Origin of the sequence: Pseudomonas phytophila (assembly GCF_025643095.1) — a bacterium.
GTDB lineage: Bacteria > Pseudomonadota > Gammaproteobacteria > Pseudomonadales > Pseudomonadaceae > Aquipseudomonas > Aquipseudomonas quasicaspiana.
The window spans coordinates 14,598-39,132 of the sequence record NZ_CP081201.1 but is presented as its reverse complement, the minus strand read 5'-3'; the positions used below and the strand labels follow the sequence as shown (position 1 = coordinate 39,132).

The 24,535-nt window shown below is 58.0% G+C and carries 25 protein-coding genes; 14 read left to right on the top strand and 11 right to left on the bottom strand.

Annotated features, from left to right (window positions below; translation table 11 throughout):
• Positions 1–20 precede the first annotated feature (20 nt).
• On the top strand, positions 21–680 hold the full coding sequence (locus K3169_RS00185; protein ID WP_176560676.1) for a hypothetical protein: 660 nt from the start codon (positions 21–23) through the stop codon (positions 678–680).
• A gap of 122 nt (positions 681–802) precedes the next feature.
• Here the strand turns inward: K3169_RS00185 and K3169_RS00180 are convergent, their stop codons facing one another.
• Positions 803–1,234, bottom strand: coding sequence for an OsmC family protein (locus tag K3169_RS00180; protein ID WP_231674855.1), 432 nt, complete (start codon positions 1,232–1,234; stop codon positions 803–805).
• Between the two features lie 244 nt (positions 1,235–1,478).
• On the opposite strand from K3169_RS00180, the gene K3169_RS00175 reads away from it, so the two are divergent.
• Entirely contained in the window at positions 1,479–2,480 is a 1,002-nt protein-coding gene (locus K3169_RS00175; protein ID WP_231674856.1) for an LLM class flavin-dependent oxidoreductase, read from the top strand.
• A gap of 191 nt (positions 2,481–2,671) precedes the next feature.
• Here K3169_RS00175 and K3169_RS00170 read toward each other — a convergent pair whose 3' ends face one another.
• Together K3169_RS00170 and K3169_RS00165 are read right to left on the bottom strand one after the other, a co-directional pair.
• A complete protein-coding gene (locus K3169_RS00170) occupies positions 2,672–2,896 on the bottom strand; it encodes a DUF1161 domain-containing protein (RefSeq protein WP_027901547.1) in 225 nt (74 codons plus the stop codon).
• 149 nt (positions 2,897–3,045) lie between these two features.
• The gene (locus K3169_RS00165) at positions 3,046–3,261 is read right to left on the bottom strand and encodes a dodecin (protein ID WP_263269424.1); all 216 of its coding nucleotides are present in this window, start codon (positions 3,259–3,261) and stop codon (positions 3,046–3,048) included.
• Between the two features lie 166 nt (positions 3,262–3,427).
• On the opposite strand from K3169_RS00165, the gene K3169_RS00160 reads away from it, so the two are divergent.
• The gene (locus K3169_RS00160; protein WP_027901549.1) at positions 3,428–3,754 is read left to right on the top strand and encodes a YqjD family protein; all 327 of its coding nucleotides are present in this window, start codon (positions 3,428–3,430) and stop codon (positions 3,752–3,754) included.
• A 16-nt stretch (positions 3,755–3,770) separates the two neighbouring features.
• Here the strand turns inward: K3169_RS00160 and K3169_RS00155 are convergent, their stop codons facing one another.
• The gene (locus K3169_RS00155; RefSeq protein WP_263269422.1) at positions 3,771–4,670 is read right to left on the bottom strand and encodes a LysR family transcriptional regulator; all 900 of its coding nucleotides are present in this window, start codon (positions 4,668–4,670) and stop codon (positions 3,771–3,773) included.
• A 124-nt stretch (positions 4,671–4,794) separates the two neighbouring features.
• On the opposite strand from K3169_RS00155, the gene trpB reads away from it, so the two are divergent.
• The 3 genes from trpB to K3169_RS00140 all read left to right on the top strand — a co-directional run bounded on the left by trpB (position 4,795) and on the right by K3169_RS00140 (position 7,466).
• Complete coding sequence (gene trpB / locus K3169_RS00150; RefSeq protein ID WP_027901551.1) at positions 4,795–6,024, top strand: tryptophan synthase subunit beta; 1,230 nt, start codon at positions 4,795–4,797, stop codon at positions 6,022–6,024.
• Complete coding sequence (gene trpA, locus K3169_RS00145) at positions 6,021–6,833, top strand: tryptophan synthase subunit alpha (RefSeq protein ID WP_027901552.1); 813 nt, start codon at positions 6,021–6,023, stop codon at positions 6,831–6,833. Before trpB ends, trpA begins: the two co-directional genes overlap by 4 nt.
• Positions 6,834–6,956: 123 nt before the next feature.
• Positions 6,957–7,466 (top strand): RcnB family protein, encoded by a 510-nt coding sequence (locus K3169_RS00140; protein WP_263269419.1) that lies wholly within the window; start codon positions 6,957–6,959, stop codon positions 7,464–7,466.
• Positions 7,467–7,629: 163 nt separating this feature from the next.
• Here the strand turns inward: K3169_RS00140 and K3169_RS00135 are convergent, their stop codons facing one another.
• Both K3169_RS00135 and K3169_RS00130 read right to left on the bottom strand, forming a co-directional pair.
• On the bottom strand, positions 7,630–7,962 hold the full coding sequence (locus K3169_RS00135; RefSeq protein ID WP_122708552.1) for a DOPA 4,5-dioxygenase family protein: 333 nt from the start codon (positions 7,960–7,962) through the stop codon (positions 7,630–7,632).
• 216 nt (positions 7,963–8,178) lie between these two features.
• Positions 8,179–9,129, bottom strand: a complete 951-nt coding sequence (locus K3169_RS00130) for a choline sulfate utilization transcriptional regulator (protein WP_099270213.1) — start codon at positions 9,127–9,129, stop codon at positions 8,179–8,181.
• Positions 9,130–9,244: 115 nt separating this feature from the next.
• Between K3169_RS00130 and betC the strand changes: the two genes are divergently transcribed.
• The 3 genes from betC to K3169_RS00115 all read left to right on the top strand — a co-directional run bounded on the left by betC (position 9,245) and on the right by K3169_RS00115 (position 13,584).
• Positions 9,245–10,750: a choline-sulfatase gene (gene betC / locus K3169_RS00125; protein WP_263269417.1), complete on the top strand. Its 1,506-nt coding sequence runs from the start codon at positions 9,245–9,247 to the stop codon at positions 10,748–10,750.
• Between the two features lie 34 nt (positions 10,751–10,784).
• Entirely contained in the window at positions 10,785–11,711 is a 927-nt protein-coding gene (choX, locus tag K3169_RS00120; RefSeq protein WP_231674861.1) for a choline ABC transporter substrate-binding protein, read from the top strand.
• Positions 11,712–12,015: 304 nt separating this feature from the next.
• Entirely contained in the window at positions 12,016–13,584 is a 1,569-nt protein-coding gene (locus K3169_RS00115) for a SulP family inorganic anion transporter (protein ID WP_263269415.1), read from the top strand.
• Here K3169_RS00115 and aroE read toward each other — a convergent pair.
• Both aroE and hemF read right to left on the bottom strand, forming a co-directional pair.
• Entirely contained in the window at positions 13,581–14,402 is an 822-nt protein-coding gene (gene aroE, locus K3169_RS00110) for a shikimate dehydrogenase (protein ID WP_231674863.1), read from the bottom strand. The genes K3169_RS00115 and aroE overlap by 4 nt on opposite strands.
• Positions 14,403–14,565: 163 nt before the next feature.
• A complete protein-coding gene (gene hemF / locus K3169_RS00105; RefSeq protein WP_099270209.1) occupies positions 14,566–15,483 on the bottom strand; it encodes an oxygen-dependent coproporphyrinogen oxidase in 918 nt (305 codons plus the stop codon).
• Positions 15,484–15,656: 173 nt separating this feature from the next.
• Between hemF and K3169_RS00100 the strand changes: the two genes are divergently transcribed.
• On the top strand, positions 15,657–16,634 hold the full coding sequence (locus tag K3169_RS00100; protein ID WP_263269414.1) for an NADPH:quinone reductase: 978 nt from the start codon (positions 15,657–15,659) through the stop codon (positions 16,632–16,634).
• 336 nt (positions 16,635–16,970) lie between these two features.
• Here the strand turns inward: K3169_RS00100 and K3169_RS00095 are convergent, their stop codons facing one another.
• The 3 genes from K3169_RS00095 to K3169_RS00085 all read right to left on the bottom strand — a co-directional run bounded on the left by K3169_RS00095 (position 16,971) and on the right by K3169_RS00085 (position 19,827).
• A complete protein-coding gene (locus K3169_RS00095; protein ID WP_231674865.1) occupies positions 16,971–17,528 on the bottom strand; it encodes an L-threonylcarbamoyladenylate synthase in 558 nt (185 codons plus the stop codon).
• Between the two features lie 37 nt (positions 17,529–17,565).
• Positions 17,566–18,678, bottom strand: a complete 1,113-nt coding sequence (gene dprA, locus K3169_RS00090) for a DNA-processing protein DprA (protein WP_263269413.1) — start codon at positions 18,676–18,678, stop codon at positions 17,566–17,568.
• 123 nt (positions 18,679–18,801) lie between these two features.
• A complete protein-coding gene (locus K3169_RS00085) occupies positions 18,802–19,827 on the bottom strand; it encodes a LysM peptidoglycan-binding domain-containing protein (protein ID WP_263269412.1) in 1,026 nt (341 codons plus the stop codon).
• Between the two features lie 139 nt (positions 19,828–19,966).
• Between K3169_RS00085 and def the strand changes: the two genes are divergently transcribed.
• The 4 genes from def to trkA all read left to right on the top strand — a co-directional run bounded on the left by def (position 19,967) and on the right by trkA (position 24,433).
• Positions 19,967–20,473 carry a peptide deformylase gene (gene def / locus K3169_RS00080; RefSeq protein ID WP_027901565.1) on the top strand — a complete coding sequence of 169 codons (507 nt, stop codon included), beginning with the start codon at positions 19,967–19,969 and terminating at the stop codon, positions 20,471–20,473.
• Positions 20,474–20,611: 138 nt separating this feature from the next.
• Positions 20,612–21,571, top strand: a complete 960-nt coding sequence (gene fmt / locus K3169_RS00075; protein ID WP_263269411.1) for a methionyl-tRNA formyltransferase — start codon at positions 20,612–20,614, stop codon at positions 21,569–21,571.
• The gene (gene rsmB / locus K3169_RS00070; protein WP_263269410.1) at positions 21,568–22,884 is read left to right on the top strand and encodes a 16S rRNA (cytosine(967)-C(5))-methyltransferase RsmB; all 1,317 of its coding nucleotides are present in this window, start codon (positions 21,568–21,570) and stop codon (positions 22,882–22,884) included. Before fmt ends, rsmB begins: the two co-directional genes overlap by 4 nt.
• 175 nt (positions 22,885–23,059) lie before the next feature.
• A complete protein-coding gene (trkA, locus tag K3169_RS00065) occupies positions 23,060–24,433 on the top strand; it encodes a Trk system potassium transporter TrkA (RefSeq protein ID WP_027901568.1) in 1,374 nt (457 codons plus the stop codon).
• Positions 24,434–24,535: the final 102 nt, after the last annotated feature.

The following is a 24,535-nucleotide window of genomic DNA, read 5'->3' as shown; positions in this document are numbered from 1 at the left end:
ATTAACTGACTGAGTGATGTATGAACGCACCTTTCATCCAATGGGTTATCCAGTACAAGGACGCCCTGACGGTCCTGATCAGCATCGGTACGCTGATCGTCTGGGTGCTCTACGCACAACTGCTGTTGAACAATTACCGCCGCCAGCGTCGACCGCGGATCATCATCAACCGGGGCGCGGGTAAGGGCATCGGCTCGCTGTGCCTGATCAGCAACATGAGCGCCGAGCCCATCTTCATCAATCAGATCGTGCTGGTGCTCAACACCAACCAAGGCCAGCTGTGCTGCGATGTCACGGACATCCGGGAAGAAAGCAAAGGTGAGATCGAACAGGATCTGATTCTGCACAACGCGACCCGCCAAGGGCCATTGGGCACGGGCGACTTCACGCATATCGGCTCTTTCGCTTCGCTCATCCAGCGTCTGGCGCTGCTTCACGCGATCCCCATGCAGGGTCAAAAGCCAGCGCAAGAGTGGAAGTTTTCCAGCCTGGAAGTGCGAGTGATCGCATTCTACGGCTCTGACAAGCACGCCATTGGTGCAAGCCGGGGATTTGAGCTCAGTAATGCTGAGGAGGATGGCTGCCAGTTGATCGCGCAGTCACGGGAAAGCTTGCAGTACAACTCCGCGTGGCACCGTCGCAAGGTACGTCGGCAGTGGATGCTGGATGTGGAGGGGTAGAGAGAGTCGACCCTACGCCGAACACTGTAGGAGCTGCCGAAGGCTGCGAAAGCGATAGTCCTGAGACACCGCTATCGCAGCCTTCGGCAGCTCCTACAGGTCAATCATATGCCCTGAACCGATCAGCTAAGCAGCGTAGCGTCCAGAGTGATTTTTGCATTCAGGACTTTCGAGACCGGGCAGCCTTCTTTGGCCATAGAGGTCAGCTTGTCGAACTGCTCTTGAGTCGCGCCTGGCACTTTGGCCTTCAGCGTCAAATGAACTGCTGTGATCGCGAAGCCGCCGTCCACCTGATCCAGAGTGACGTCTGCAGTCGTATCGATGCTTTCAGCGGTGAGGTTTTCGCCGCCCAGTATCATCGACAGCGCCATGGAGAAACAGCCTGCGTGCGCTGCGCCAATCAACTCTTCTGGGTTGGTGCCTTTGCCGCCTTCAAAACGAGCCTTGAAGCCGTAAGGCGCTTCACGCAGTACGCCGGTTTCAGTGGAGATGCTGCCGATGCCAGTCTTCAGGTCGCCTTCCCAGTGGGCCGATGCTTTTTTGACAATGCTCATGGTGTCTCCTCATGGATAAGTGCGTTTCGCACGGGGTTAAGGGTTCTGAGGATAGCTCGGTCTGGAAAGTTCAACTGTAGGAACGATCCGAAAATAAAGTAGCATTTTTCTACTTTAGGGATTGAATCTGGAGCATATGCCCTTATCCTCTTAAGCAACCGCGGGTTTCGGTCATTAGCGTTTTCTCCATCTGACGGGTCATGCGCCAAGCCTGCAAAACACTTTCGAGGATCGTTGACGACCTATGAAACGTTTAGCTGATGTGAAGATTTCCACGCTTGATCTGGTACCCGTACGCCACGACTCAGGTCCTGCTCAGTCCCTGCGCAACTCGCTTGACCTGGCGCAACACGTCGAAAAACTGGGCTACAACCGCTTCTGGGTGGCCGAACATCACAACATGGATGGCATCGCCAGTTCGGCCACTTCAGTGCTGCTTGGCTATCTGGCGGGCGGCACATCGACCATTCGCGTCGGTTCCGGTGGGATCATGCTGCCCAACCATGCACCACTGGTGATCGCCGAACAGTTCGGCACCCTGGCAAGTCTGTATCCGGGCCGGATCGACCTGGGTCTGGGTCGCGCACCGGGTTCCGATCAAATGACCGCCCGGGCCTTGCGCCGGGAGCGCTCTGGCAGCGCTGATGACTTCCCCGAAGATGTGGCTGAGCTGATGGCCTACCTTGGCCCACGCACGCCTGATCAGCGAGTCATCGCCGTTCCGGGCACTGGCACCAATGTGCCGATCTGGTTACTGGGCTCAAGCCTGTTCAGTGCCCAACTGGCCGGGCAACGCGGGTTGCCTTATGCATTCGCGTCGCACTTCGCGCCGCGCTACATGCATGAAGCCATCCGGGTTTATCGTAATCACTTCGAACCTTCAGCGGTGCTGGACAAGCCCTACGTGATGCTCGGTGTGCCGCTAGTGGCCGCCGATACGGACGAGCATGCAGAGTATCTGGCGACATCGCTGTATCAGCGGATTCTTTCGCTGATGCGCGGCCAGACATTGATGCAGAAGCCGCCTGTGAAAAGCATGGAAGGGCTGTGGTTGCCTCATGAACGTGAAGCGGTGAGCGATTTCCTCGGCCTGGCCATGGTCGGCAGCAAAGAAAAAATCCGTGCACGGCTGGATGTCTTGCTGGAGCAGACAGACGCAGATGAACTGATCTTCACCTGCGACATGTATGAGCATGACGATCGCTTGCGCTCGTATGAAATTCTGGCTGAGGCAGCAAGAGGCTAATATCAGTTTCAGAACCGCAACTGAACCTGTGGGAGCGAATTCATTCGCGAAGGGGCCGGGACATTCACAACATCTGCGTCGTCAGGAATGCCGCCTTCCCGAATGAATTCGGTCCCACAGGTATCTGCGGTCGAGAAAGCCCACAAAAAAACCGACTTCAACGAGTCGGTTTTTTTGTATCTGCAATCTGATCAGCCGCGCTGATACACGATTTCCTTGGCGCCGCCTTCACAGCTGCCGACAACTTTCTTGTCGGTCACGCTGCCTTTGTCGACGACTTCAAGCGTGTAGGACGAAGCGCCTTTAGCCTGCAGCTTTGCGTCAATTTCAGCTTTCAACTCTTCGCACGGCTTGCCAGCCGCCAGGGTGGTCCCGGCAATGCTCAGCAAACCTACCGCCAATAGAAACTTCTTCATTGGTCAAACTCCTTCGTCAGGCCAAATCAGGTCATTTACGGGGCAAACGACCTGAAAGAATTAACCACGCCGACGATTGTTCGCAACAGCGGGCTCTATCTGTGTAGCGGAGGATATGGCAATCAGCCAGTGCGAAAGTTCAGCAATGATCAGCTGTTGGCAATCCGAAAGCCTACTTTCAGGGTGACCTGGAAGTGCGCAACCTTGCCGCCTTCAATATGACCACGGGTCTCAGTCACTTCGAACCATTCCAGATGATTGATGCTCTTGCTGGCCTCGGCCAACGCGTTGTTGATCGCGTCTTCGATGGTGGTGGTAGACGAGCCAACCAGCTCAACCTTCTTGTAAGTGTGATGATCAGTCATGGCAGTTCTCCTAAGGGTCATTACGAGCGCAGCAGTGGGCACGCTCCCTACCTCTGTGGGGAAAAGCGACATAAAAGTTCAGCATTTTACAAAAACCCAAACGCACTTTCTGAAAAGCCCGTAGTCGGAAACAACACACGCCACTCACCATCGCAGGAGAAACATCATGGCTAGCACTTCACTACGTAAAGCCTCGCTTCAAAGCATGGAAGCGGAAATCGAAAGTCTGTTGAAATCACTTGAAGGCTTGAAATCCGATGCGTCGGACGAGTCGCGCAAGACCCTCAAAAATTTGAAAGCCAACGCTGAAAGCGCGCTCAGCCACTCGCGCAGCCTGCTGAGCGATGTGTATGAAGACGTCAAAGTCAAAACCCGCGAAACCAGCGTTGCCACTCGCGACTACGCGCAAGAGCACCCTTGGACTACCGCCGGTGTTGCAGTGGGCGCGGTTGGCCTGCTGGCTGCCTACCTGCTGTTCAAACGCGGCAACTGATTAAAGTCTAATCAGCTCAGGGCCTTCCCGAACGTTTCAGCTCATTTTTTAACCAGTTGGCTAATGATTGAGCGCGCCCGTCAGCGGCACGTTTGGGAACCCAGAGCGCCAGTTGCGCCGGGGTTTCGCTGAAACCCCATGGCGCAACCAGGCGACCAGCCCGCAGGTCATCTGCCACCAACGGCTCAGGCGCAATCGCAACACCCAGGCCAGCCACGGCAGCCTCCAGCAAATAATACAAATGCTCAAAACCCTGCCCATACTGCAGCGCCTTAGGGTCGATGCCGTTTTGTTGCGCCCAACTGGGCCAGGCTTGCGGCCGTGAAGTGGTTTGCAGAAGGGTTTCGTTGAGCAACTCTTCCACCGACGCCTGCTGCAACTGTGCATAACGGGAAAAGTGCGGGCTTAACACGGGGCCAATTCGCTCACTCGCCAACTCGAAAACCTGCATGTCCGCCGGCCATGGCGGCTCGGCGAACACCAGCAGCGCGTCCAGCCCGGGACGACGGGGATCCAGATCCCCTTCACCCGCTGACAAGTGCAGGCGCAGATCGGGCAAGTCCGCATTCAGCCGTCCCAGACGAGGAATGAACCAGCGCGCCAGCAAGCTTCCGGAACAGCCCAATACAAAGGGAGCGTCTTCAATGCTCTGGCTGAGCTCGGCACACACCGCGCGCAGGCGGTCGAATGCATCGCCGCTGGCGTCTCGAAGGCGAATGCCTGCATCTGTGAGTTTAAGGCCACGCCCCTCCTTGACGAACAAGGCGACACCCAGGTGCTCTTCAAGCACCTTCAGTTGCCGACTCACTGCACCGTGAGTCACGTGCAGCTGTTCAGCCGCCTGACTGACGCTGTTCAAGCGTGCCGTGGCTTCGAAGGCTCTTAATGCATTTAGTGGAGGAAGGTCGTGGCTCATGGTATCTGTGAGTTTTCCTGACAGGTCGCGGCGATCTTATCGGTTTTCAGATGGGTTGGCGCTGGTTAAAGTGTGTCCATTGCCGATCCGGCTAACTCATTCGCTTATCGACCCTGGAGGTCACATGACCCAGACCAACTTCAGCAGCGGCCCAGACGCCAACGGCTTGTTCGGCTCATTCGGCGGCCGCTACGTTGCCGAAACCTTGATGCCATTGGTTCTCGACCTGAATCGCGAGTACGAAGCTGCCAAAGCCGACCCGGAATTTGTCGAGCAAATGACCTATTTCCAGCGTGATTACATCGGTCGTCCAAACCCTCTGTACTTCGCTGAGCGTCTGACCGAGTTCTGCGGCGGCGCAAAAATCTACTTTAAGCGCGAAGAACTGAATCACACCGGCGCGCACAAGATCAATAACTGCATCGGCCAGGTCCTGCTGGCCAAGCGCATGGGCAAAAAGCGCCTGATCGCCGAAACCGGCGCCGGCATGCACGGTGTAGCGACGGCCACCGTCGCTGCACGTTTTGGCCTGCCATGTGTGATCTACATGGGCGCCACCGATATCGAGCGTCAGCAAGCCAACGTATTCCGCATGAAGTTGTTGGGTGCTGAAATCGTCCCGGTCACCTCCGGTACCGGCACCCTGAAAGACGCGATGAACGAAGCTCTGCGTGACTGGGTAACCAACGTCGATGACACCTTCTACCTGATCGGCACCGTGGCAGGCCCACACCCGTATCCGGCGATGGTTCGTGACTTCCAGTCGGTCATCGGCAAGGAAACCAAGGTTCAGATGCAAGAGAAAGAAGGTCGTCTGCCCGATAGCCTGATCGCTTGCGTCGGTGGCGGCTCCAACGCCATGGGCCTGTTCCATCCATTCCTGGATGACAACAGCGTGGAAATCATCGGTGTCGAAGCCGGTGGTCATGGCGTCGAGACCGACAAGCATGCCGCCAGCCTCAACGGTGGTGTACCAGGCGTACTGCACGGTAACCGCACGTACTTGCTGCAGGATAACGATGGTCAGATCACTGACGCGCATTCGATCTCTGCCGGTCTGGACTACCCTGGCATTGGCCCGGAGCACGCTTACCTGCACGAAGTGAAGCGCGTCGAATACGTCAGCATCACCGACGAAGAAGCGCTGGAAGCCTTCCACCATTGCTGCCTGCTGGAAGGCATCATCCCGGCACTGGAAACCGCTCACGCCCTGGCCGAAGCCATGAAGCGCGCCACCAACCTGCGCGATGATCACCTGATGGTCGTATGCCTCTCGGGTCGCGGTGACAAAGACATGCAAACCGTCATGAACCACATGGCCGCCGCCGAACAGAATAAGGAGATGCTGGTATGAGCCGCCTCGAACAACGTTTCGCCCAGCTGAAAACCGAAGGCCGCGCGGCACTGGTGACCTTCGTCACCGCAGGCGATCCGGGTTATGACACCTCGCTGAAAGTGCTCAAGGGCCTGCCAGCAGCCGGTGCCGATGTCATCGAACTGGGCATGCCGTTCACCGACCCAATGGCCGATGGCGTGGCAATTCAACTTGCCACCCTGCGTGCTCTGGATGCCGGGCAGACGCTGCTGAAAACCCTGCAGATGGTCAGCGAGTTCCGCGTCGACGATCAAACCACGCCGATCGTGCTGATGGGTTACTACAACCCGATCCATCGTTATGGTGTTGAGAAATTCGTCGCCGCTGCCAGCGAAGCGGGCGTTGATGGCTTGATCATCGTCGACTTGCCACCCGAGCATGACGCCGAACTGGCGACGCCTGCTCAGGCTTCCGGCATCGACTTCATCCGCTTGACCACGCCGACCACTGACGATGCGCGTCTGCCGCGTGTTCTTGAGCGCAGTTCCGGCTTCGTCTACTACGTTTCGGTTGCGGGTGTGACCGGTGCGGGTTCGGCGACGATGGAGCACGTTGAAGGCGCAATCGAGCGTCTGCATCGCCACACCAGCCTGCCGATCTGTGTCGGTTTTGGCATTCGCACCCCGGAGCAGGCGGCAGCCATCGCTCGCCTCGCAGACGGTGTAGTTGTGGGTTCGGCACTGGTGGACAAGATCGCCAATGCCGCCTCGCCAGAGCAGGGCGTCGATGATGTGTTGAGCCTGTGTGCAGCCTTGGCTGAGGGCGTACGTAAAGCTCGTGTGAGCTGAAGGTAAAGTTCCTGATACAGAGGAATCAAAGCGCAAACACCTGTACTAAGTAGTCAGGCAAAGGGGTTCAGGGTTCATGCCTTGAACCCCTTTTTGCTGCATTGAATTTTTCAGGAGCAACACATGAAACTGCCGAACCGTTTGATTGCCGGGCTGGGTATCTTGATGATCAGCGCCAGTCCGCTGTTGCAAGCAGCGCCACAAGATCAGCGCGGCGGCCCTGACGATAACCGTCAAGGTCAGCAACAAGGTCCAGGTCCGCAGAGCAAAGGTGGTCATGAGCAGGGCAGACAGGGTCAAAACCCGGGCCCAGGCAATGACAACCGTCCGCAACAGCAAGCGCATCAGGATAGCCGTGGCGGCAATCGTCCACCGGAGAATTTTGATAGCGTGCGTAATACCATTCAGCAGCACCGCGACGTGATCGGCCGTGGTCAGCCGCTGCCGCCGAACATTCATGTGGTCAAAGGCCACCCATTGCCACCGGGTTACGGCAAACGCCTGGACTCGCGCTCGCTGCAACACCTGCCTCATTACGATGGCTACGAATGGCGCCGTCTGGGGAGCGACGTGGTACTGATCGCCGTGGGCACCGGGATTGTCTACGCGATTCTGGATGGTGTTTTGAATTAACAAAAAACCTGACTGTAGGAGTGAGCTTGCTCGCGATTGGGTCTCTTGGCCGACGAATTGATCGCCTGAACTGACGCCATCGCGAGCAAGCTCACTCCTACAGATCCAATGTCTACTGCAAGACAGCGCGGTGTCAGAGCCACAGGTTCTGATTTATTTCGCATTAGCGCCTGAACATCCCTAGATTCAAAGGCCGAACCGCCCCCATCCAGATCGCATGCTCGGTATGATCCGCCAGCTCATCGCCAGTCAGCGGATGGGTAAACACCACCAGACCATTGCGATTCAGCGCCAGCCAAAGCATCACATCGGCAAACTGCTGATGATCGAATCCCAACTGACAACTCCAGTCGGTATGCGGACCAACCGGCCGCTCGTGAACCCTGCCCATCGCCAAGCCAAACTTCTCGACCGCCGCCTCACACAAGGCACGTGCCTGCTCGATAGTGTCAGCATCGAAGTAAACGTGGGCGTGATAACCCTGAATCTCTGACATGGGCGTAAGTGCTCCTTTGGCTACAGTTATGCATTTTCTATCTTTGACGCCGTTCTTTCTCGCAACAATGGATATTTGTAGGACTGGCTTTAGCCGGGAGGACGTTATTTCTGACGAAGAATATCCAGCGCCTTTGCTGACCCTCTCCCGGCTAAAGCCAGTCCTACGGAAAGGGGTGTCTGCCATTTATGTATTGCCGCAGGAAAACATCTCTATTCAAACCGCAATCGACGGCAATGGCCTGCCCGTCAACGAAGTCCCGCTCTGCGCCTGCTCACTCGCCAGCCAATCCACAAACTGCTGAACGATCTGCACCCGCCGTTTACGTTGCGGCAGCACAACGTAATAGCCATAAGCGGAGACTGCTGTTGCATCCACAGGGCGACATAGCAAACCTTGATCGAGCAGGGCGTCCACGAGATGACGCCAGCCGATGGCGACGCCCTGGCCCGCAATGGCTGCCTGAATCAGCAAGGTGTAGTTGTCGAAGCGCAGCTGTCCGGGAGCAGGGGCCTGATGGATGTTCAAGGCTCGAAACACGCCGCCCCAATCAAACCAGTTGGCGCTGCCTTCGCCTCGCAAATGCAGCAGCGGGAATTCACGCAAGACGTCAGTGGGCAAGGGCGGCTCTCGTCCGGCCAGTAACTGCGGGCTGCACACCGGGAAGACTTCCTCGCTGAACAACCAGCGGCTCTCGCCCTGCTTGAAACGCCCATCTCCGAACAGGACGGCGACGTCAATATCGGCGCGCAGCATGCTATGACTGCGCTCGCTGGTGACGAGGCTGACGTCCACGTCCGGATGAGCTTCGTGAAAACGATGCAGGCGAGGCATCAGCCAGTAGGCGGCGAAAGCAAAGTCGGTGGCGACCTGCAGCACTTCGTGTTGATGCTGATGGGTGATCGCGATCAAACCTGCGTCCATCGACTGCAAGCCGGTCTGCACATGGCTGAAAAGAATGTCGCCTGCATCCGTCAGCTCGATGCCACGGTAGATCCGGTCAAACAACCGGGTGGCCAGTTGTTCTTCCAGGCGTTTGATCTGCTGGCTCACGGCTGGCTGAGTGGTGCCCAGCTCAATGGCTGCGGCTGTAAAACTGCGCAGGCGCGCTGCGGACTCAAATGCCCGCAGCAGATCCAGCGAGATATCACCGAGCGATTCAAACATAAGCTGTACTTATCCTAGGCATTGCCTTGCATGGGCTTTACCTTAAATCCCATGGGTCCCATCCTCAATCGCAGCACTTTCGCATAAATATTCACTATGGGATGCCGCGAAATACATGAAGCGCAAAAATATTCTTTTCATCATGGCCGATCAAATGGCCGCGCCGATGTTGCCGTTCTACGCCTCATCTCCCATCAAGATGCCCCACTTAAGCCGCCTCGCCGCTGAAGGTGTGGTGTTCGATGCCGCTTACTGCAACAGCCCACTGTGCGCGCCATCGCGTTTCACGCTGGTCAGCGGGCAGTTGCCCAGCAAGATCGGCGCTTACGACAATGCCGCGGAATTCCCGGCAGACATCCCGACTTACGCGCACTATCTGCGCCGCCTGGGCTACAAGACTGCGCTGTCGGGCAAGATGCACTTCTGCGGGCCTGACCAGTTGCATGGCTACGAAGAGCGCCTGACCAGTGATATCTACCCCGCCGACTATGGCTGGTCCGTCAATTGGGACGCGCCGGATGTGCGTCCGACCTGGTATCACAACATGGCGTCGGTGCTGCAGGCTGGCACATGCGTGCGCACCAACCAGCTGGACTTCGATGAAGAAGTGGTCTTCAAAGCCCAGCAATACCTGTTCGATCACGTGCGCAACGACGGCGATCAACCGTTCTGCCTGACGGTTTCCATGACTCATCCGCACGATCCGTACACCATCCCGAAACCGTTCTGGGATCTGTACAGCGACGACGAAATCCCGATGCCTCGTCATCAGCCGGATCAGGCCGATCAGGATCCGCACTCCCAACGCCTGATGAAAGTCTATGATCTCTGGGACAAGCCGTTACCCGAGGAGAAAATCCGCGATGCACGGCGTGCTTATTTCGGCGCGTGCAGCTACATCGACAGCAACGTCGGCAAGCTGATGCAGACGCTGGAAGACATCGGCCTGGCGGACGACACCATCATTGTGTTCTCCGGCGATCATGGCGACATGCTAGGCGAACGTGGTCTCTGGTACAAAATGCACTGGTTTGAAATGGCGGCTAGAGTGCCATTGCTGGTTTATGCGCCAGGTCATTACAAGGCCGGACGTGTTGGTGCCGCAGTTTCCACAGCTGATTTGCTGCCAACATTTGTCGCCATGGCAGAAGGGGAACTGGTGGATGGCCTGCCACTGGACGGTCAATCACTGATGCCGCATCTTCTGGGTGAGGGAGGTCATGACGAAGTGTTTGGCGAGTACATGGCCGAGGGCACTAACAGCCCGCTGATGATGATCCGGCGCGGCGCGTACAAATTCATTTATTCGGAGCAGGACCCATGCCTGCTGTTCGATGTCCATAACGATCCACAGGAGCTGGAAGAGCTGAGCCAGTCGGACACTCACCAGCAACTGTTTACTGAATTCCTGGCTGAAGCACGAGCCAAGTGGGATATACCGGCGATACACCACCAGGTGCTCGCCAGCCAGCGCAGAAGGCGCTTTGTCGCTGAATCTCTGGCACTCGGCAAGCTGAAGAGTTGGGATCACCAGCCGCTGGTAGACGCCAGTCAGCAGTACATGCGCAACCATATTGATCTGGACGATCTGGAGCGCAAGGCACGTTATCCACAACCTTGACCCTGCCAAAAAATCAAAAAACTAGGGGAAGTTAATGAAGACGTTATCCAAAACACTCGTGATTGGGGTCATGGCGTTGAGCAGCCTTGCGGTACAGGCTGCCGAGCAGAGTTGCAGCACGGTCAGAATGGCCGATCCGGGCTGGAGCGACATTGCTGCAACCAACGCCATTGCCGGCTTCCTGCTGGACGGGATGGGCTACAAGGCCAAGGTCGACACCCTGGCGGTGCCGATTGCCTACGGCGGCCTCAAGGATGGCAAGCTGGACGTCTTCCTCGGCAACTGGATGCCAGCGCAGCAGGGTTTCTATGACAAGTTCGTCGCAACCGGGGATGTCACCCAGTTGGCGAAGAACCTGGACGGCACCGAATTCACCCTGGCCGTACCGGATTACGTCTGGGACGCGGGTGTGCATAACTTTGCCGACCTGAACAAATTCGCCGACAAGTTCGAGAAGAAGGTTTACGGGATTGGCTCCGGCGCGCCCGCCAACTTGTCGATTCAGAAAATCATCAAGGAAAACGAATTCGATCTGGGCAGCTGGAAGCTCGTCGAGTCCAGTGAGCAAGCAATGTTGGCGGAAGTGAATCGCCGGGTGAAAAAAGACCAGTTCGTGGTGTTCCTCGGCTGGACGCCGCACCCGATGAACGTGCAGATCAAAGGCCTGCATTACCTCAAAGGCGGCGAGAAATACTTCGGCGACACCGGCACCGTGCACACCCTTACCCGTAAAGGTTACGCCGAAGCATGCCCGAATGTAGGCAAGCTGCTGACCAACCTGACGTTCACTCAGGAGATGGAAAACAGCATCATGGCCGACGTGACCAACAACAAAGTCACCAATGCTGCCGCGGCGAAAGCCTGGATCAAATCAAACCCGGCCGTGCTGGATAAATGGCTGGATGGCGTGAAGACCATCGATGACAAAGATGCACTGGCGGCGGTGAAGGCGAAGCTTTAATAAATCCTGAGATCTGCGCATTACCTGTGGGGGCTGGGCTTGGTCTGGGCGGCACTCCGACGATGAACAATGATGCGGTCGGCTGCCATACCGAGTCGCCCTCATCGCGGGCAAGCCTCGCTCCCACATGAAATCGCATCCTCCTGTGGGAGCTGAGCTTGCTCGCGATGAACGATGATGTGGTATGTCTGTTTCTGCGCGCCGACTGCTTCGCGGGCAGTCGGATCCCCGCCCGCTCCAACAGTTGCACCACAGCGGTCGACCCTTCACCCTTACCCTTCCGCAATCCTTCGAAGAGCGTTTCATGGGTTGGCTAAATCGCCATAAATTCCTGCCGTTTCTTGCCTGGCTCCCACGACAGACTCGTGCCACCGTGGGTCGTGATGCGATAGTAGGGTTGAGCGGGGCGATTCTGGCCTTGCCGCAATCCATCGCTTACGCCCTGATCGCCGGCCTGCCTGCCGAGTACGGTTTATACGCGGCGATAGTGCCGGTCATGATCGCCTGTTTGTGGGGTTCGTCCTGGCATCTGATCTGCGGGCCAACGGCGGCAATTTCAGTCGTGCTTTACGCCAGTATCAGCCCGCTGGCGGTCCCCGCCAGTCAGGATTACATCACCCTGATTCTATTGCTGACGTTCATTGCCGGGCTGTTCCAGCTATTGCTCGGTATGGTGCGTTTCGGCGCGCTGGTGAACTTCGTCTCACATTCGGTAGTGCTCGGCTTCACCCTGGGTGCTGCCGTAGTGATTGCCTTGGGGCAGATGCCCAACCTGATCGGTATTGATTTACCCAGCCAGACTACAGCCCTGAAAAGCCTGGTTGCAGTGCTGGAACATCGAGGTGAGCTGGACACGCCGTCACTCATTCTGGGTTTGCTGACGCTGGTGCTCGGCATAGTGCTGAAGCTGCTGGTACCGCGCTGGCCAACTTTGTTGATCACCCTGATCGCCTCCAGTCTGCTGGTCTGGCTCTGGCCTGCGATGTTTGGCCATGTGCGCGTGGTTTCCGCATTCGTCGGCCATCTACCGCCGTTGAGCCCGCTGCCGCTGGACCCGGAACTGATCCTCAAACTGCTGCCCTCCGCCGTGGCGGTGGGCATGCTCGGGCTGGTTAACAGCCTGTCGATTTCCCGCTCGCTGTCCACCCGCTCCCAGCAACTGATCGACGCCAATCAGGAAGTCCGCGCCCAAGGGCTGTCGAACATGGGTGGCAGCCTGTTCTCAGGGTTTCTGTCAGCGGGTTCGTTTACGCGCTCGGCACTGAGTTTTGAAGCGGGCGCCAAATCACCCTTGGCCGGCATATTTTCCGCGTTATGGGTGGCGCTGTTTGCCGTCGCCGGAGCATCGTTGATCGCGCACATTCCGATTCCGGCCATGGCGGCTTCAATTCTGCTGATTTGTTGGGGGCTGGTGGACCGGCGGGGTATTCGTGCCTTGTACCGGGTCAGTCGCTCCGAGTTTCTGGTCATGGGCCTGACCTGCGTCGCGACGTTGCTACTCGAACTGCAAACCGCGATTTACGCAGGGGTGCTGGCGTCGTTGTTCTTCTACCTCAAGCGCACCTCACAGCCAGTCGTGCAGCAGTGGCGCGACGGCGACGAAGACATCATGCGTGTGGGCGGCTCGATCTTTTTTGGTGCCAGCCACTATTTACAGACAAGACTGCAGCGCACTGAAGGCAAACACGTGGTCATTGAGGCGCAGCACATCAACTTCATCGATTACTCCGGCGTCGAGATGCTTCATCAGGAAGCGCGACGCTTGCGTGATCACGGCCGAACCCTGACGTTGCGTCGGGCCAGGCCGCAGGTGATCGAAGAATTGCGCAAGCTGGAAGGGGAGGAGAAATGCCCGATCCGGTTCGAAGATTAAGCGCCGAGTTGCCTGCGCAATTCGGCCAGCACTGGCGCAGAGTCCGGTCGCACGCCGCGCCATAGCAGAAAGGCTTCTGCCGCTTGTTCAACCAGCATGCCCAAGCCATCCACGGATTGCGCTGCGCCGTGCTCGGCGGCCCATCGACAAAACGCCGTAGGCTCGCTGCCGTACATCATGTCGTAGCAGAAGGTTTTACCGGGCTCGATCAGGCTCGGGGAAATTGGCGGAAGCTCTCCGGCCAGGCTCGCGGAGGTTGCGTTGATGATCACGTCAACGGACTCTTCCAGCCAATCGAAGCCGCTGGCAAACACCGGCCCCAGATCAGCGAATTGCTGGGCGAGCAGCTCGGCTTTTTCTACGGTTCGATTAGCGATCACCAATACCGACGGACGCTCGGCCAACAGGGGCTCAAGCGCACCGCGCACTGCGCCACCTGCACCGAGCAGCAATATGCGTTTGCCGCGAAGGCTTACGCCACAGTTAACCGTCAGATCCCGCACCAGCCCCGCGCCATCCGTGTTATCGCCCAACAGGGTGCCGTCAGCCAGCTTGCTCAAGGTGTTGACCGCGCCTGCACGCCGGGCGCGTTCGGTCAGACTGTCGACCATGCGATAAGCCTGCTCCTTGAACGGCACCGTCACGTTGGCTCCACGGCCTTCGCTGAAGAAAGCCATCGCGAATGCCGTGAAGTCATCCAGCGGCGCGAGAGCCGTGCGGTAATCCAACTGCTGACCGGTCTGCTCGGCGAACAGTCCATGGATAAGCGGTGACTTGCTATGACCGATGGGGTTGCCGAAGACGGCGTAGTGATCCATTGGGTTTCCTGAAAGCCGAGCTTGTGAATACTGAACCCTGTGGGAGCTGGGCTTGCCCGCGATAGGGGCGACGCGATCTGAAGTAAACCCCGTCCAGTCTTATCGCGGGCAAGCCCAGCTCCCACAAGGGAGATGCATTTCAAATTAAGATAGCTACAAAGTCTTACCCCAACGCCAACCAATCCCGATCCTGCAGGAAATACTCGGTCAGGCGCGCTTCTTCGCTGCCTGGCACCGCTTTCCAGTCATAGCCCCAGCGCACTTGCGGCGGCAGCGACATGAGGATCGACTCGGTACGGCCTCCCGATTGCAGACCGAACAGCGTACCGCGGTCGTAAACGAGGTTGAATTCCACATAGCGCCCGCGACGGAATTCCTGAAACTCGCGTTGCTGCGCGGTATAAGCGTCTGCTTTGCGACGACGCACAATGGGCAGATAAGCGTCGATAAAGGCATCGCCAATCGCGCGCATGAAGGCAAAGCTAGTGTCGAAATCCCACTGGTTCAGGTCGTCAAAGAACAAGCCGCCAACACCGCGTGGCTCGTTGCGATGCTTGAGGTGGAAGTAACTGTCGCACCACGCCTTGTAGCGTGGATAGACGTCAGCACCAAACGGCGCACACGCTTGCTCGGCAACCCGGTGCCAATGCACGCAGTCTTCTTCGACGCCGTAGTAAGGCGTCAGATCGAAACCACCGCCGAACCACCAGACCGCTTCCTCGCCTTCTTTTTCTGCGATGAAAAACCGTACGTTAGCGTGAGACGTCGGCACATGCGGGTTGTGCGGATGGATCACCAGCGACACGCCCAGCGCCTCGAAACCACGTCCGGCCAGCTCAGGCCGATGGGCACTGGCAGAAGGCGGCAGGCTGGTGCCGAACACATGAGAGAAGTTGACGCCGCCTTTCTCGATCATCGCGCCATTCTCGGCAACCCGCGTACGCCCACCGCCACCTGCGGGGCGAGTCCAGGCGTCTTCAAAGAAACGGGCATCACCGTCTTCCTGTTCCAGAGCGGTACAGATCCGGTCTTGCAGATCGAGCAGATAGGCTTTGACGGCCTCAGTGCGGCTAGAAGACATGGCGACCTCTTAAACTGACTTCAGACGGCTGGCCCCCGGACTTCAAGGGCGGCAGCGAAATTGGCGCGTAGCATAACACCCGCTGGCAATCGACCGCAGTTGACGAAGCGCAAACGAAGGAGTCCGATAGAGCGCTTTCACATTCCTGTTTCGATTGATCATGGAGAGAACAAATGGCAAAGCGTATCCAGTTCAGCACGACCGGTGGCCCGGAAGTTCTTGAGTATGTGGACTTCGAACCGGCCCCGCCTGGCCCGCAACAGGTACGTGTGCGCAACAAGGCCATCGGCCTGAATTTCATCGAAACCTACTTCCGCAGCGGCCTGTACCCGGTGCCGTCCTTTCCGTCGGGGCTGGGTAACGAAGGCGCGGGCATCGTCGATGCCGTGGGCAGCGAAGTCAGCCGCTTCAAAGTCGGCGACCGCGTGGCATACGGCACCGGTCCGCTCGGTAGCTACAGCGAGCTGCATACCTTGCCGGAAGCCAATCTGGTGCATCTGCCGGAAGCGATCAGCTTTGAGCAGGCCGCCGCCATCATGCTCAAAGGCCTGACCGTGCAGTACTTACTGCGTCAGACCTACGTCGTTAAACCGGGTGAAACAATCCTGTTTCACGCCGCAGCCGGTGGCGTAGGCTCCCTGGCCTGCCAATGGGCCAAGGCGCTGGGCGCGAAGCTGATCGGCACTGTCAGTTCCGCCGAGAAAGCCGCTCACGCCAAGGCGCTGGGTGCCTGGGAAGTGATCGATTACAGCAAGGACGATGTGGCGAAACGCGTGCTGGAATTGACCGACGGCCAGAAATGCCCGGTGGTTTATGACGGCGTTGGGCAGGACACCTGGACCACTTCGCTGGATTGCGTTGCCCCGCGCGGCCTGTTGGTCAGTTTCGGAAATGCATCCGGGCCGGTTGCAGGCGTGAACCTGGGAATTCTGGCGAGCAAAGGTTCGTTGTACGTCACGCGCCCAACCCTCGGCAGCTACGCCAACACGCCACAGAACCTGCAAAGCATGGCCGACGAACTGTTCGACATGCTCGCCAGCGGCAAGATCAAGGTGGATAACATCCAGCAATTCGCCCTCAAGGATGCGGGCAAAGCGCAGATCGAACTGTCGGGCCGACGCACCACTGGCTCAACTATTTTGATTCCTTGATTTGAAATGCAAACACCTGAAGGAGATTCTTTGAGGGCCTGCTAGCTCAATTCCCTGTGGGAGCGAATTCATTCGCGAAGGGGCAGTTACATCCGCCACTTATGTGTCGACTGAAACACCGCCTTCCCGAATAAATTCGGTCCCACACAGACTGTGTGAAAACGTAGCGAGCGACGGCAAGACAAGGCAAAAACGGGCGAAAAAGCGGAGTCTAGGTGTTCTAAATGAGCATTTTTCGCCTGTTTTTAACGCAGTATTGCCGAGCGCAGTAGTTTTCACACAGTCTGCACAGGTCCATCATGAGCCCGAGATCATGTTCGACCCCGAAGGACCGAATTACCCCGCTCGAACAACCTCTGCCGTAGCGATATCGCGAATCACGCTCGGGTTACGGCGGCCACCCAGGCTGCCGCTGAGCACGCCATCGATCTGCCCACGGAAATACTGCTCGACCCTCAGACGTGAGCGGGCAGCAGGGCGGCCCGCCGGGTTGGCCGAGGTAGAAATCAGCGGCCCGACCAATGCACACAGCTCACGCACCGTTGGGTGATCGCTGACGCGCAACGCCACCGTCTCGTGAATGCCTGTAATCCATTGAGGTAAGAGATTCTGGTGAGGCACCAGCCACGTGTTGGGACCCGGCCAGGTGCTGGCCATACGATCAATCCACAGCTCCGGGAAATCTTCGAACAGGAAGTCGAACTGACGAATGTTGTCAGCGATCAGAATCAGCCCTTTCTCCACAGGCCGCGATTTGATCGCCAGCAGGCGGTAAACCGCTTCTTCATCCCACGGATCACACCCCAGCCCCCACACCGCTTCGGTTGGATAGGCAATGACCGCACCGGCACGAATATCTCGGGCGGCTTGTTGCACTCGCCAACTGCTGACCATTTTCACTCTCCACTAAAACATTGTCGGCAGTTTAACCTCAGGCTGCGCGCGCAAACCATCGTCCTGCTTCACAGGTAATGCGTCCGTCCAGCTCCAGTTCGGTCAACGCAGCGAGCACTTTCGGCAACGCCCAGCCAATGGAGTGCGCCAACGCTTCACTGGTGTGTGGCGCTGCATGCAGCAAAGCCAGCAGCGGATGGTCGATAGCGACTTCGGTTGTCTGCACCGTTTCAGTGGGTGCCACCACCTGCCAGCCACGCAAAGCTTCGAGAATGTGATGCACCGTCTCGACCAGTACTGCGCCATCGCGAATCAACTGATGACAGCCACGCGCGCCGGGGTGATGAATCGAACCCGGGATGGCGTACACCTCGCGGCCCTGTTCGGCAGCCAAACGAGCCGTGATCAGCGAACCGCTGGCAACGCTGGCCTCGACCACAAGCACACCCAGGGACAAGCCACTGATGATTCGGTTGCGACGCGGGAAGTTGCTGGCAGTAGGACCTGCATCCAGCGGGAACTCGGAAACCACTGCACTTCCTTCGGCAATCATCCGCGCCGCCAACGCTCGGTGGCGCTGTGGATAAAGTTTTTCGATACCAGTGCCGAGGACGCCGATTGTAGAGCCGCCGACGTCCAGAGCGGCCTGATGCGCAGCGCCATCAATGCCCAACGCCAGTCCGCTGGTGATGACAAATCCGGCACCCGCAAGACTTTTCGAAAAGGCTGCCGCGGTATCCAGGCCCGGACGTGAAGCGCGGCGGCTGCCGACCATGCCCAACTGCGGCCGGTCAAGAATCGAAGCGTTACCTGCGACAAACAGAAGAGGAGGTGGATCGGGGATTTCCGCCAGCAATGCCGGATACTGCGGATCGTCCCACATCAGCAAATGCTGGTCCGGACGCTCTAACCAGACCAGTGCGGCACTCGCACCATCGCGTACATCCGGATCACGTCGAGCCTCTGCGCACGCCGTCGGCAACCCCAGAGAACGCCATGCGCTAGCCGGTGCACTGAGCGCAGCAGAAGCGCTGCCGAACGCATTGATCAACTTGAAGAATCGCTTTGGCCCCACCTCCGGCAAGCAATGCAGGCGCAAACGCGCTTCCTGTTCGGCAGGCGAAGGGGCAGCTTTTTCAAACAGTGGCATAAGATCTTCCTTGATCTGCAGCGCACCAAAATTGGTGGCCAATCCTGTGGATAACTCTGTTAACAACAATTTGATAACTGGTGAAGCAACGACAGGAATCTGTATTAATTCTGCAACATGACGTTAAGGATTTCTGACCTTATCCATCACCGCCAGAGAACGATTGGCATTCAGAACCAGCGCGTAGCTGAGTTTGTCGTAAGTACGGAAAATCATCAGAAGACCCGAACGTTCGTCAGGAATTTTGACTTGTTCACCGGTGATGCGATCACGGACAGTCTCGCCAGTTTTGTAGATCGCCAGCACGTTGCCTTCGATCAGGCCGTCTCGCCTGCCACGATCCACTGTGACCACATCCATGACACCGATCTGATTCACACCCCGTGGAACGTCGATGATCAAGCCGTTGATCGGGTTACCTGGCTCGCTTGGCAGGAAGCTGGAGTTGATTGCCCGCTCTTCGCTGGCGAACAATCGATCGCCCAGGCGCACTTCCTGATTCGAGCGTTGCAGCATCAACGTGGAGATATCACCTTCGGTCGCGACAATTTCGCCTCCGCCAATCTCGTCAGCGTTAATCCCCAGTACCTCCTGAGTGACCGGATCGGTGTAGGTTTTGCCTTGGCGGAAGATGCCGTAAACCGAATGCGCAGGGTCCAGAGCACCTCGGGCATAGATACGGTCGCCGATCCCGCTCAGCACCCGCTCGGCATTGCCAGCCACGATGTACGGCGCTCTGTCGAATTGCTCGGGAGTGTCTACAATGCGGTTGCTGAGCAGAAAAGCATTGATTGCGCCCAAGGGAATACTCGGCACCGCTTCGATCATCGGCGTACTGCGCACCTGCGGTGACAGCTTGACGGTGCCGCGAGATGCGCCGCGATTGAGGGTGACGCGGGGCTGTCCGTCCACATAACTCAGCGTCAAGGTATCGCCGGGATAGATCAGATCAGGGTCATGGACCTGCGGGTTGGCGCGCCAGATTTCCTGCCATTTCCAGGGCTCACTGAGAAACTTGCCTGAAATGTCCCAAAGCGTGTCACCAGCAACGACGGTATAACGCTGGGGATGGCCTTCCCTGAGTTGCACTTGCGCCTGCACAAGACCGGTCGCGGCCAACAGCAGCAGGGCGAGTAGTGATTTCCTCATGCAGTGAATCCCTTTATCATGTTGCTTCGCGTGAACATAGAGTCCTATCCGGCTCGGTGTGAAAATGGTTGCCCCGCTTGAACGTCCAAAGCCTAGCAGCCGATTTTGACTTTACCCTACAAGTGCAGCTCTTACGTATATGGCTATTCTAAACATCCTCGAGTTTCCCGATTCGCGCCTGCGCACCATCGCCAAGCCGGTGGCCGTAGTAGACGCCGACATTCGTCAGTTGGTCGATGACATGTTTGAAACCATGTATGAGGCGCCAGGTATCGGGCTGGCTGCAACCCAGGTCAACGTCCATAAGCGTGTCGTGGTCATGGACCTCAGCGAAGACCGCAGCGAGCCTCGGGTTTTCATCAACCCCGAGATCGAAATGCTGACCGACGAAATGGATCAGTATCAGGAAGGCTGTCTCTCCGTTCCAGGCTTCTACGAAAACGTGGATCGCCCGCAAAAAGTGCGTATCAAGGCACTGGACCGTGACGGCAAGGCTTACGAAGAAATCGCCGAAGGCCTGCTTGCTGTGTGTATCCAGCATGAGTGTGATCACCTGAACGGCAAGCTGTTCGTCGATTACCTGTCCAACCTCAAGCGCGACCGGATCAAGAAAAAGCTCGAAAAACTGCACAAGCAGAACGCTTGATTCAGTAACGACCACAACCTCGTAGGACCGGCTTTAGCCGGGAGGGCATTCTACGGCTCGCGGCTAAAGCCGCTCCTACGAAAGATCTCGCAGCGCAGAGCGCCCATCCCGCCCCCATCCTTTCCCAACGAGAAGCCCATGACTGAGCCACTGCGCATCGTCTTCGCCGGCACCCCAGAGTTCGCCGCTGAACACCTCAAGGCCTTGCTCGACAGCCCTCACCAGATCATCGCGGTCTACACCCAGCCTGATCGCCCGGCCGGTCGTGGACAAAAGCTGATGCCGAGCCCGGTCAAGCAACTGGCTGTGCAACATGATATTCCGGTGCTGCAACCGCCAACCCTGCGCGATGCCGCGGCCCAGGCCGAACTGGCTGCGCTCAAGCCTGACTTGCTGGTGGTGGTCGCTTACGGTCTGATCCTCCCGCAAGTGGTGCTGGATATCCCGCGTCTGGGCTGCATCAACAGCCACGCATCGCTGCTGCCACGCTGGCGTGGTGCGGCGCCGATTCAACGCGCCGTAGAAGCAGGCGATGCCGAAAGCGGCGTCACGGTCATGCGCATGGAACTGGGCCTGGACACCGGCCCGATGCTGCTCAAGGCCGTCACGCCCATCACCGCAGAAGACACCGGGGGCTCTTTGCATGACCGCTTGGCTGAACTGGGCCCGCCTGCTGTATTGCAAGCGATTGCCGGTCTGGCCGATGGCACACTGATCGGTGAGGTGCAGGATGACAGCCTCGCCACTTACGCTCACAAGCTCAACAAGGACGAAGCGCGTATCGACTGGACCCGTCCGGCCGAAAAGCTGGAGCGTCTGGTTCGTGCATTCAATCCATGGCCGATCTGCCACAGCACGCTGAACGGCGAAGCCCTGAAAGTCCTCGCCGCCAGCCTCGCTGAAGGGCAGGGCGAGCCGGGCGTCATTCTCGAAGCAAGCAAGGACGGTCTGATTGTCGCGTGTGGCCAGGGTGCGCTGCGTCTGACTCGTCTGCAATTACCCGGCGGCAAGCCTCTGAATTTCACTGACCTGTTCAACAGCCGTCGCGAGAAGTTCGCCATTGGCACCGTGCTGGGCCAACCGGTAACGGGGCAATGAACCCGCGTCTGGCCGCCGCCAAGGCACTGGCTGCTGTGCTCAGCGGCAAAGCTTCGCTCAACAGTTCGCTGCCGACGCAGATGGACAAAGTTGAAGTTCGTGATCGCGGCCTGACTCAGGATCTGGCGTTCGGCACCGCCCGCTGGCAACCGCGTCTTTCTGCGCTGGCGGCAAAACTGTTGCAAAAGCCTTTCAAGGCCGCCGATGCTGACGTCGAGGCGTTGCTTTTGGTGGGCTTGTATCAACTTCTGTATTCGCGTATCCCGGCTCATGCCGCCATCGGCGAAACCGTAGGGTGTGCAGACAAACTGAAAAAGCCCTGGGCCAAGGCGCTGCTCAACGCCGTGCTGCGCCGTGCCCAGCGTGAAAGCGAAGCATTGTTGGCCGAGCTGGAACATGATCCGGTGGTGCGTACATCGCACCCACGCTGGCTGCAAAAAGCGCTGAAAGCCGCCTGGCCGGAACAGTGGGAAGCCATCTGCGCCGCCAATAACGCGCATCCGCCGATGATTCTGCGGGTCAATCGTCGGCACAACAGCCGCGATCAATACCTCGAACTACTGGCCAAGGCTGGCATTGAAGCAGGCGGCTGTACGTTCAGTCAGGACGGTATTCTTCTGACTGAACCTTGCGATGTACGCAGCCTGCCGGGCTTCGCCGAAGGCTGGATCAGCGTGCAGGACGAAGCCGCGCAACTGGCTGCCGATCTGCTGGAACTGGCTCCAGGCCAACGGGTGCTGGACGCCTGTTGCGCCCCTGGCGGTAAAACCTGTCACTTGCTGGAAGTGCAGCCTGCGCTGGCAGGCGTAGTGGCGGTGGATCTGGAGGCCAAGCGTCTCGTACGGGTGCGCGAAAACCTGGAGCGCCTTGGGCTGAGTGCCGAGTTGATCGCTGCCGATGCCCGGGAAACCGCACAATGGTGGGACGGCAAGCCGTTCCAGCGCATCCTGCTCGATGCGCCGTGCTCGGCAACCGGCGTGATCCGTCGTCATCCCGACATCAAGCTGACCCGTCAGGCTGATGACATCCCGGCCTTGGCAACCCTGCAAGGCGAGTTGCTCGATGCCCTTTGGCCGACCCTGCAAGTCGGCGGCATTCTGCTTTACGCTACCTGCTCGACACTGCCCATGGAGAACACCAAAGTCATCGAGGCGTTTCTGGCCCGTACCTCCGGCGCTCGCGAGCTGGACATCGCCGGTCAGCTCGGCCAGCAACCACCGGGCCTGAAACAGCCACACGGTCGCCAGTTGCTCGCGCAGGAAGGCGGGCATGACGGGTTCTATTACGCCAAACTGATCAAGATCGCTGCTTGACTGCTTCAACGTCGTAAGACCTGTGCAGACTGTGTGGGAGCGAATTCATTCGCGAATGCTATGTTGAAGGCGATAAATATTTGCCGAATGTACTGGCCTCTTCGCGAATAAATTCGCTCCCACAGTATTTCTATCACCCACAGATCCCTGCGATTAACTTTCAAGGAATTACTGATTGAAAATCATCATCCTCGGCGCAGGGCAGGTTGGCGGTACGCTGGCTGAGCACCTCGCCAGCGAAGCCAACGACATCACCGTGGTCGACACCGATGGCGACCGGTTGCGTGATCTGGGCGATCGTCTGGATATTCGCACGGTGCAGGGCCGTGGCTCGTTCCCGACCGTACTCCGTCAGGCCGGTGCAGATGACGCTGACATGCTGGTGGCAGTGACCAACAGCGACGAAACCAACATGGTTGCCTGCCAAGTCGCCTACACGCTGTTCCACACGCCCACCAAGATTGCTCGAGTGCGGGAAGCGGCCTATCTGACCCGTGCAGGTCTGTTCGACAACGATGCCATTCCCGTTGACGTGCTGATCAGCCCCGAGCAGGTCGTCACCAACTACATCAAGCGTCTGATCGAATACCCCGGCTCACTGCAGGTGATCGATTTTGCAGGCGGCAAAGCACAACTGGTTGCAGTGAAAGCCTATTACGGCGGACCGCTGGTCGGTCAGCAACTGCGCCAGTTGCGTGAACACATGCCCAATGTCGACATGCGTGTGGCGGCTATTTTCCGTCGTGATCGGCCGATCCTGCCGCAAGGCGACACGGTCATCGAAGCGGACGATGAGGTATTCTTCATCGCCGCCAAGGCAGACATTCGTGCCGTCATGAGCGAGATGCGCCGTCTGGACGAGAACTACAAACGCATTGTCATCGCGGGCGGCGGGCATATCGGCGAGCGCCTGGCGGAAGCGATCGAGAGCCGCTATCAGGTCAAGATCATCGAGATGAATCCTGCACGCTGCCGTCACCTCTCGGAGTCGCTGAACAGCACGGTAGTGCTGCAAGGCAGCGCATCAGACCGTGATCTCCTGCTGGAAGAGAACATCGCCAACACCGATCTGTTCCTGGCCCTGACCAACGACGACGAAGCCAACATCATGTCGTCGTTGCTGGCCAAGCGCATGGGCGCGCGTAAGGTGATAACCATCATCAACAACGCGGCGTATGTCGATCTGGTCCAGGGCGGCGAAATCGATATCGCGGTCAGCCCGCAACTGGCAACCATCGGCACCTTGCTGGCCCACGTACGCCGCGGCGACATCGTCAGCGTGCACTCACTGCGTCGCGGTGCAGCCGAGGCCATCGAAGTGGTTGCTCACGGCGACACCAAGTCCAGCAAGGTCATCGGCAAAGCCATCAAGGACATCGCGCTGCCGTCGGGCACCACAATTGGCGCGATCATCCGTGCCGACGAAGTACTTATCGCCCACGACGCGACCGTGATCGAAACCGGCGACCACGTGATCATGTTTCTTGTGGATAAAAAGTACATCCGCGATGTGGAGCGGCTGTTCCAGGTGGGGTTGAGCTTTTTTTAAGCAGGTACACAGCCCCGGTAGGAGCGAACTTGTTCGCGAGCAATAGTGCTGTGCAATCAGGAATATCGTCTCGCGAACAAGTTCGCTCCTACCGGTATTGCA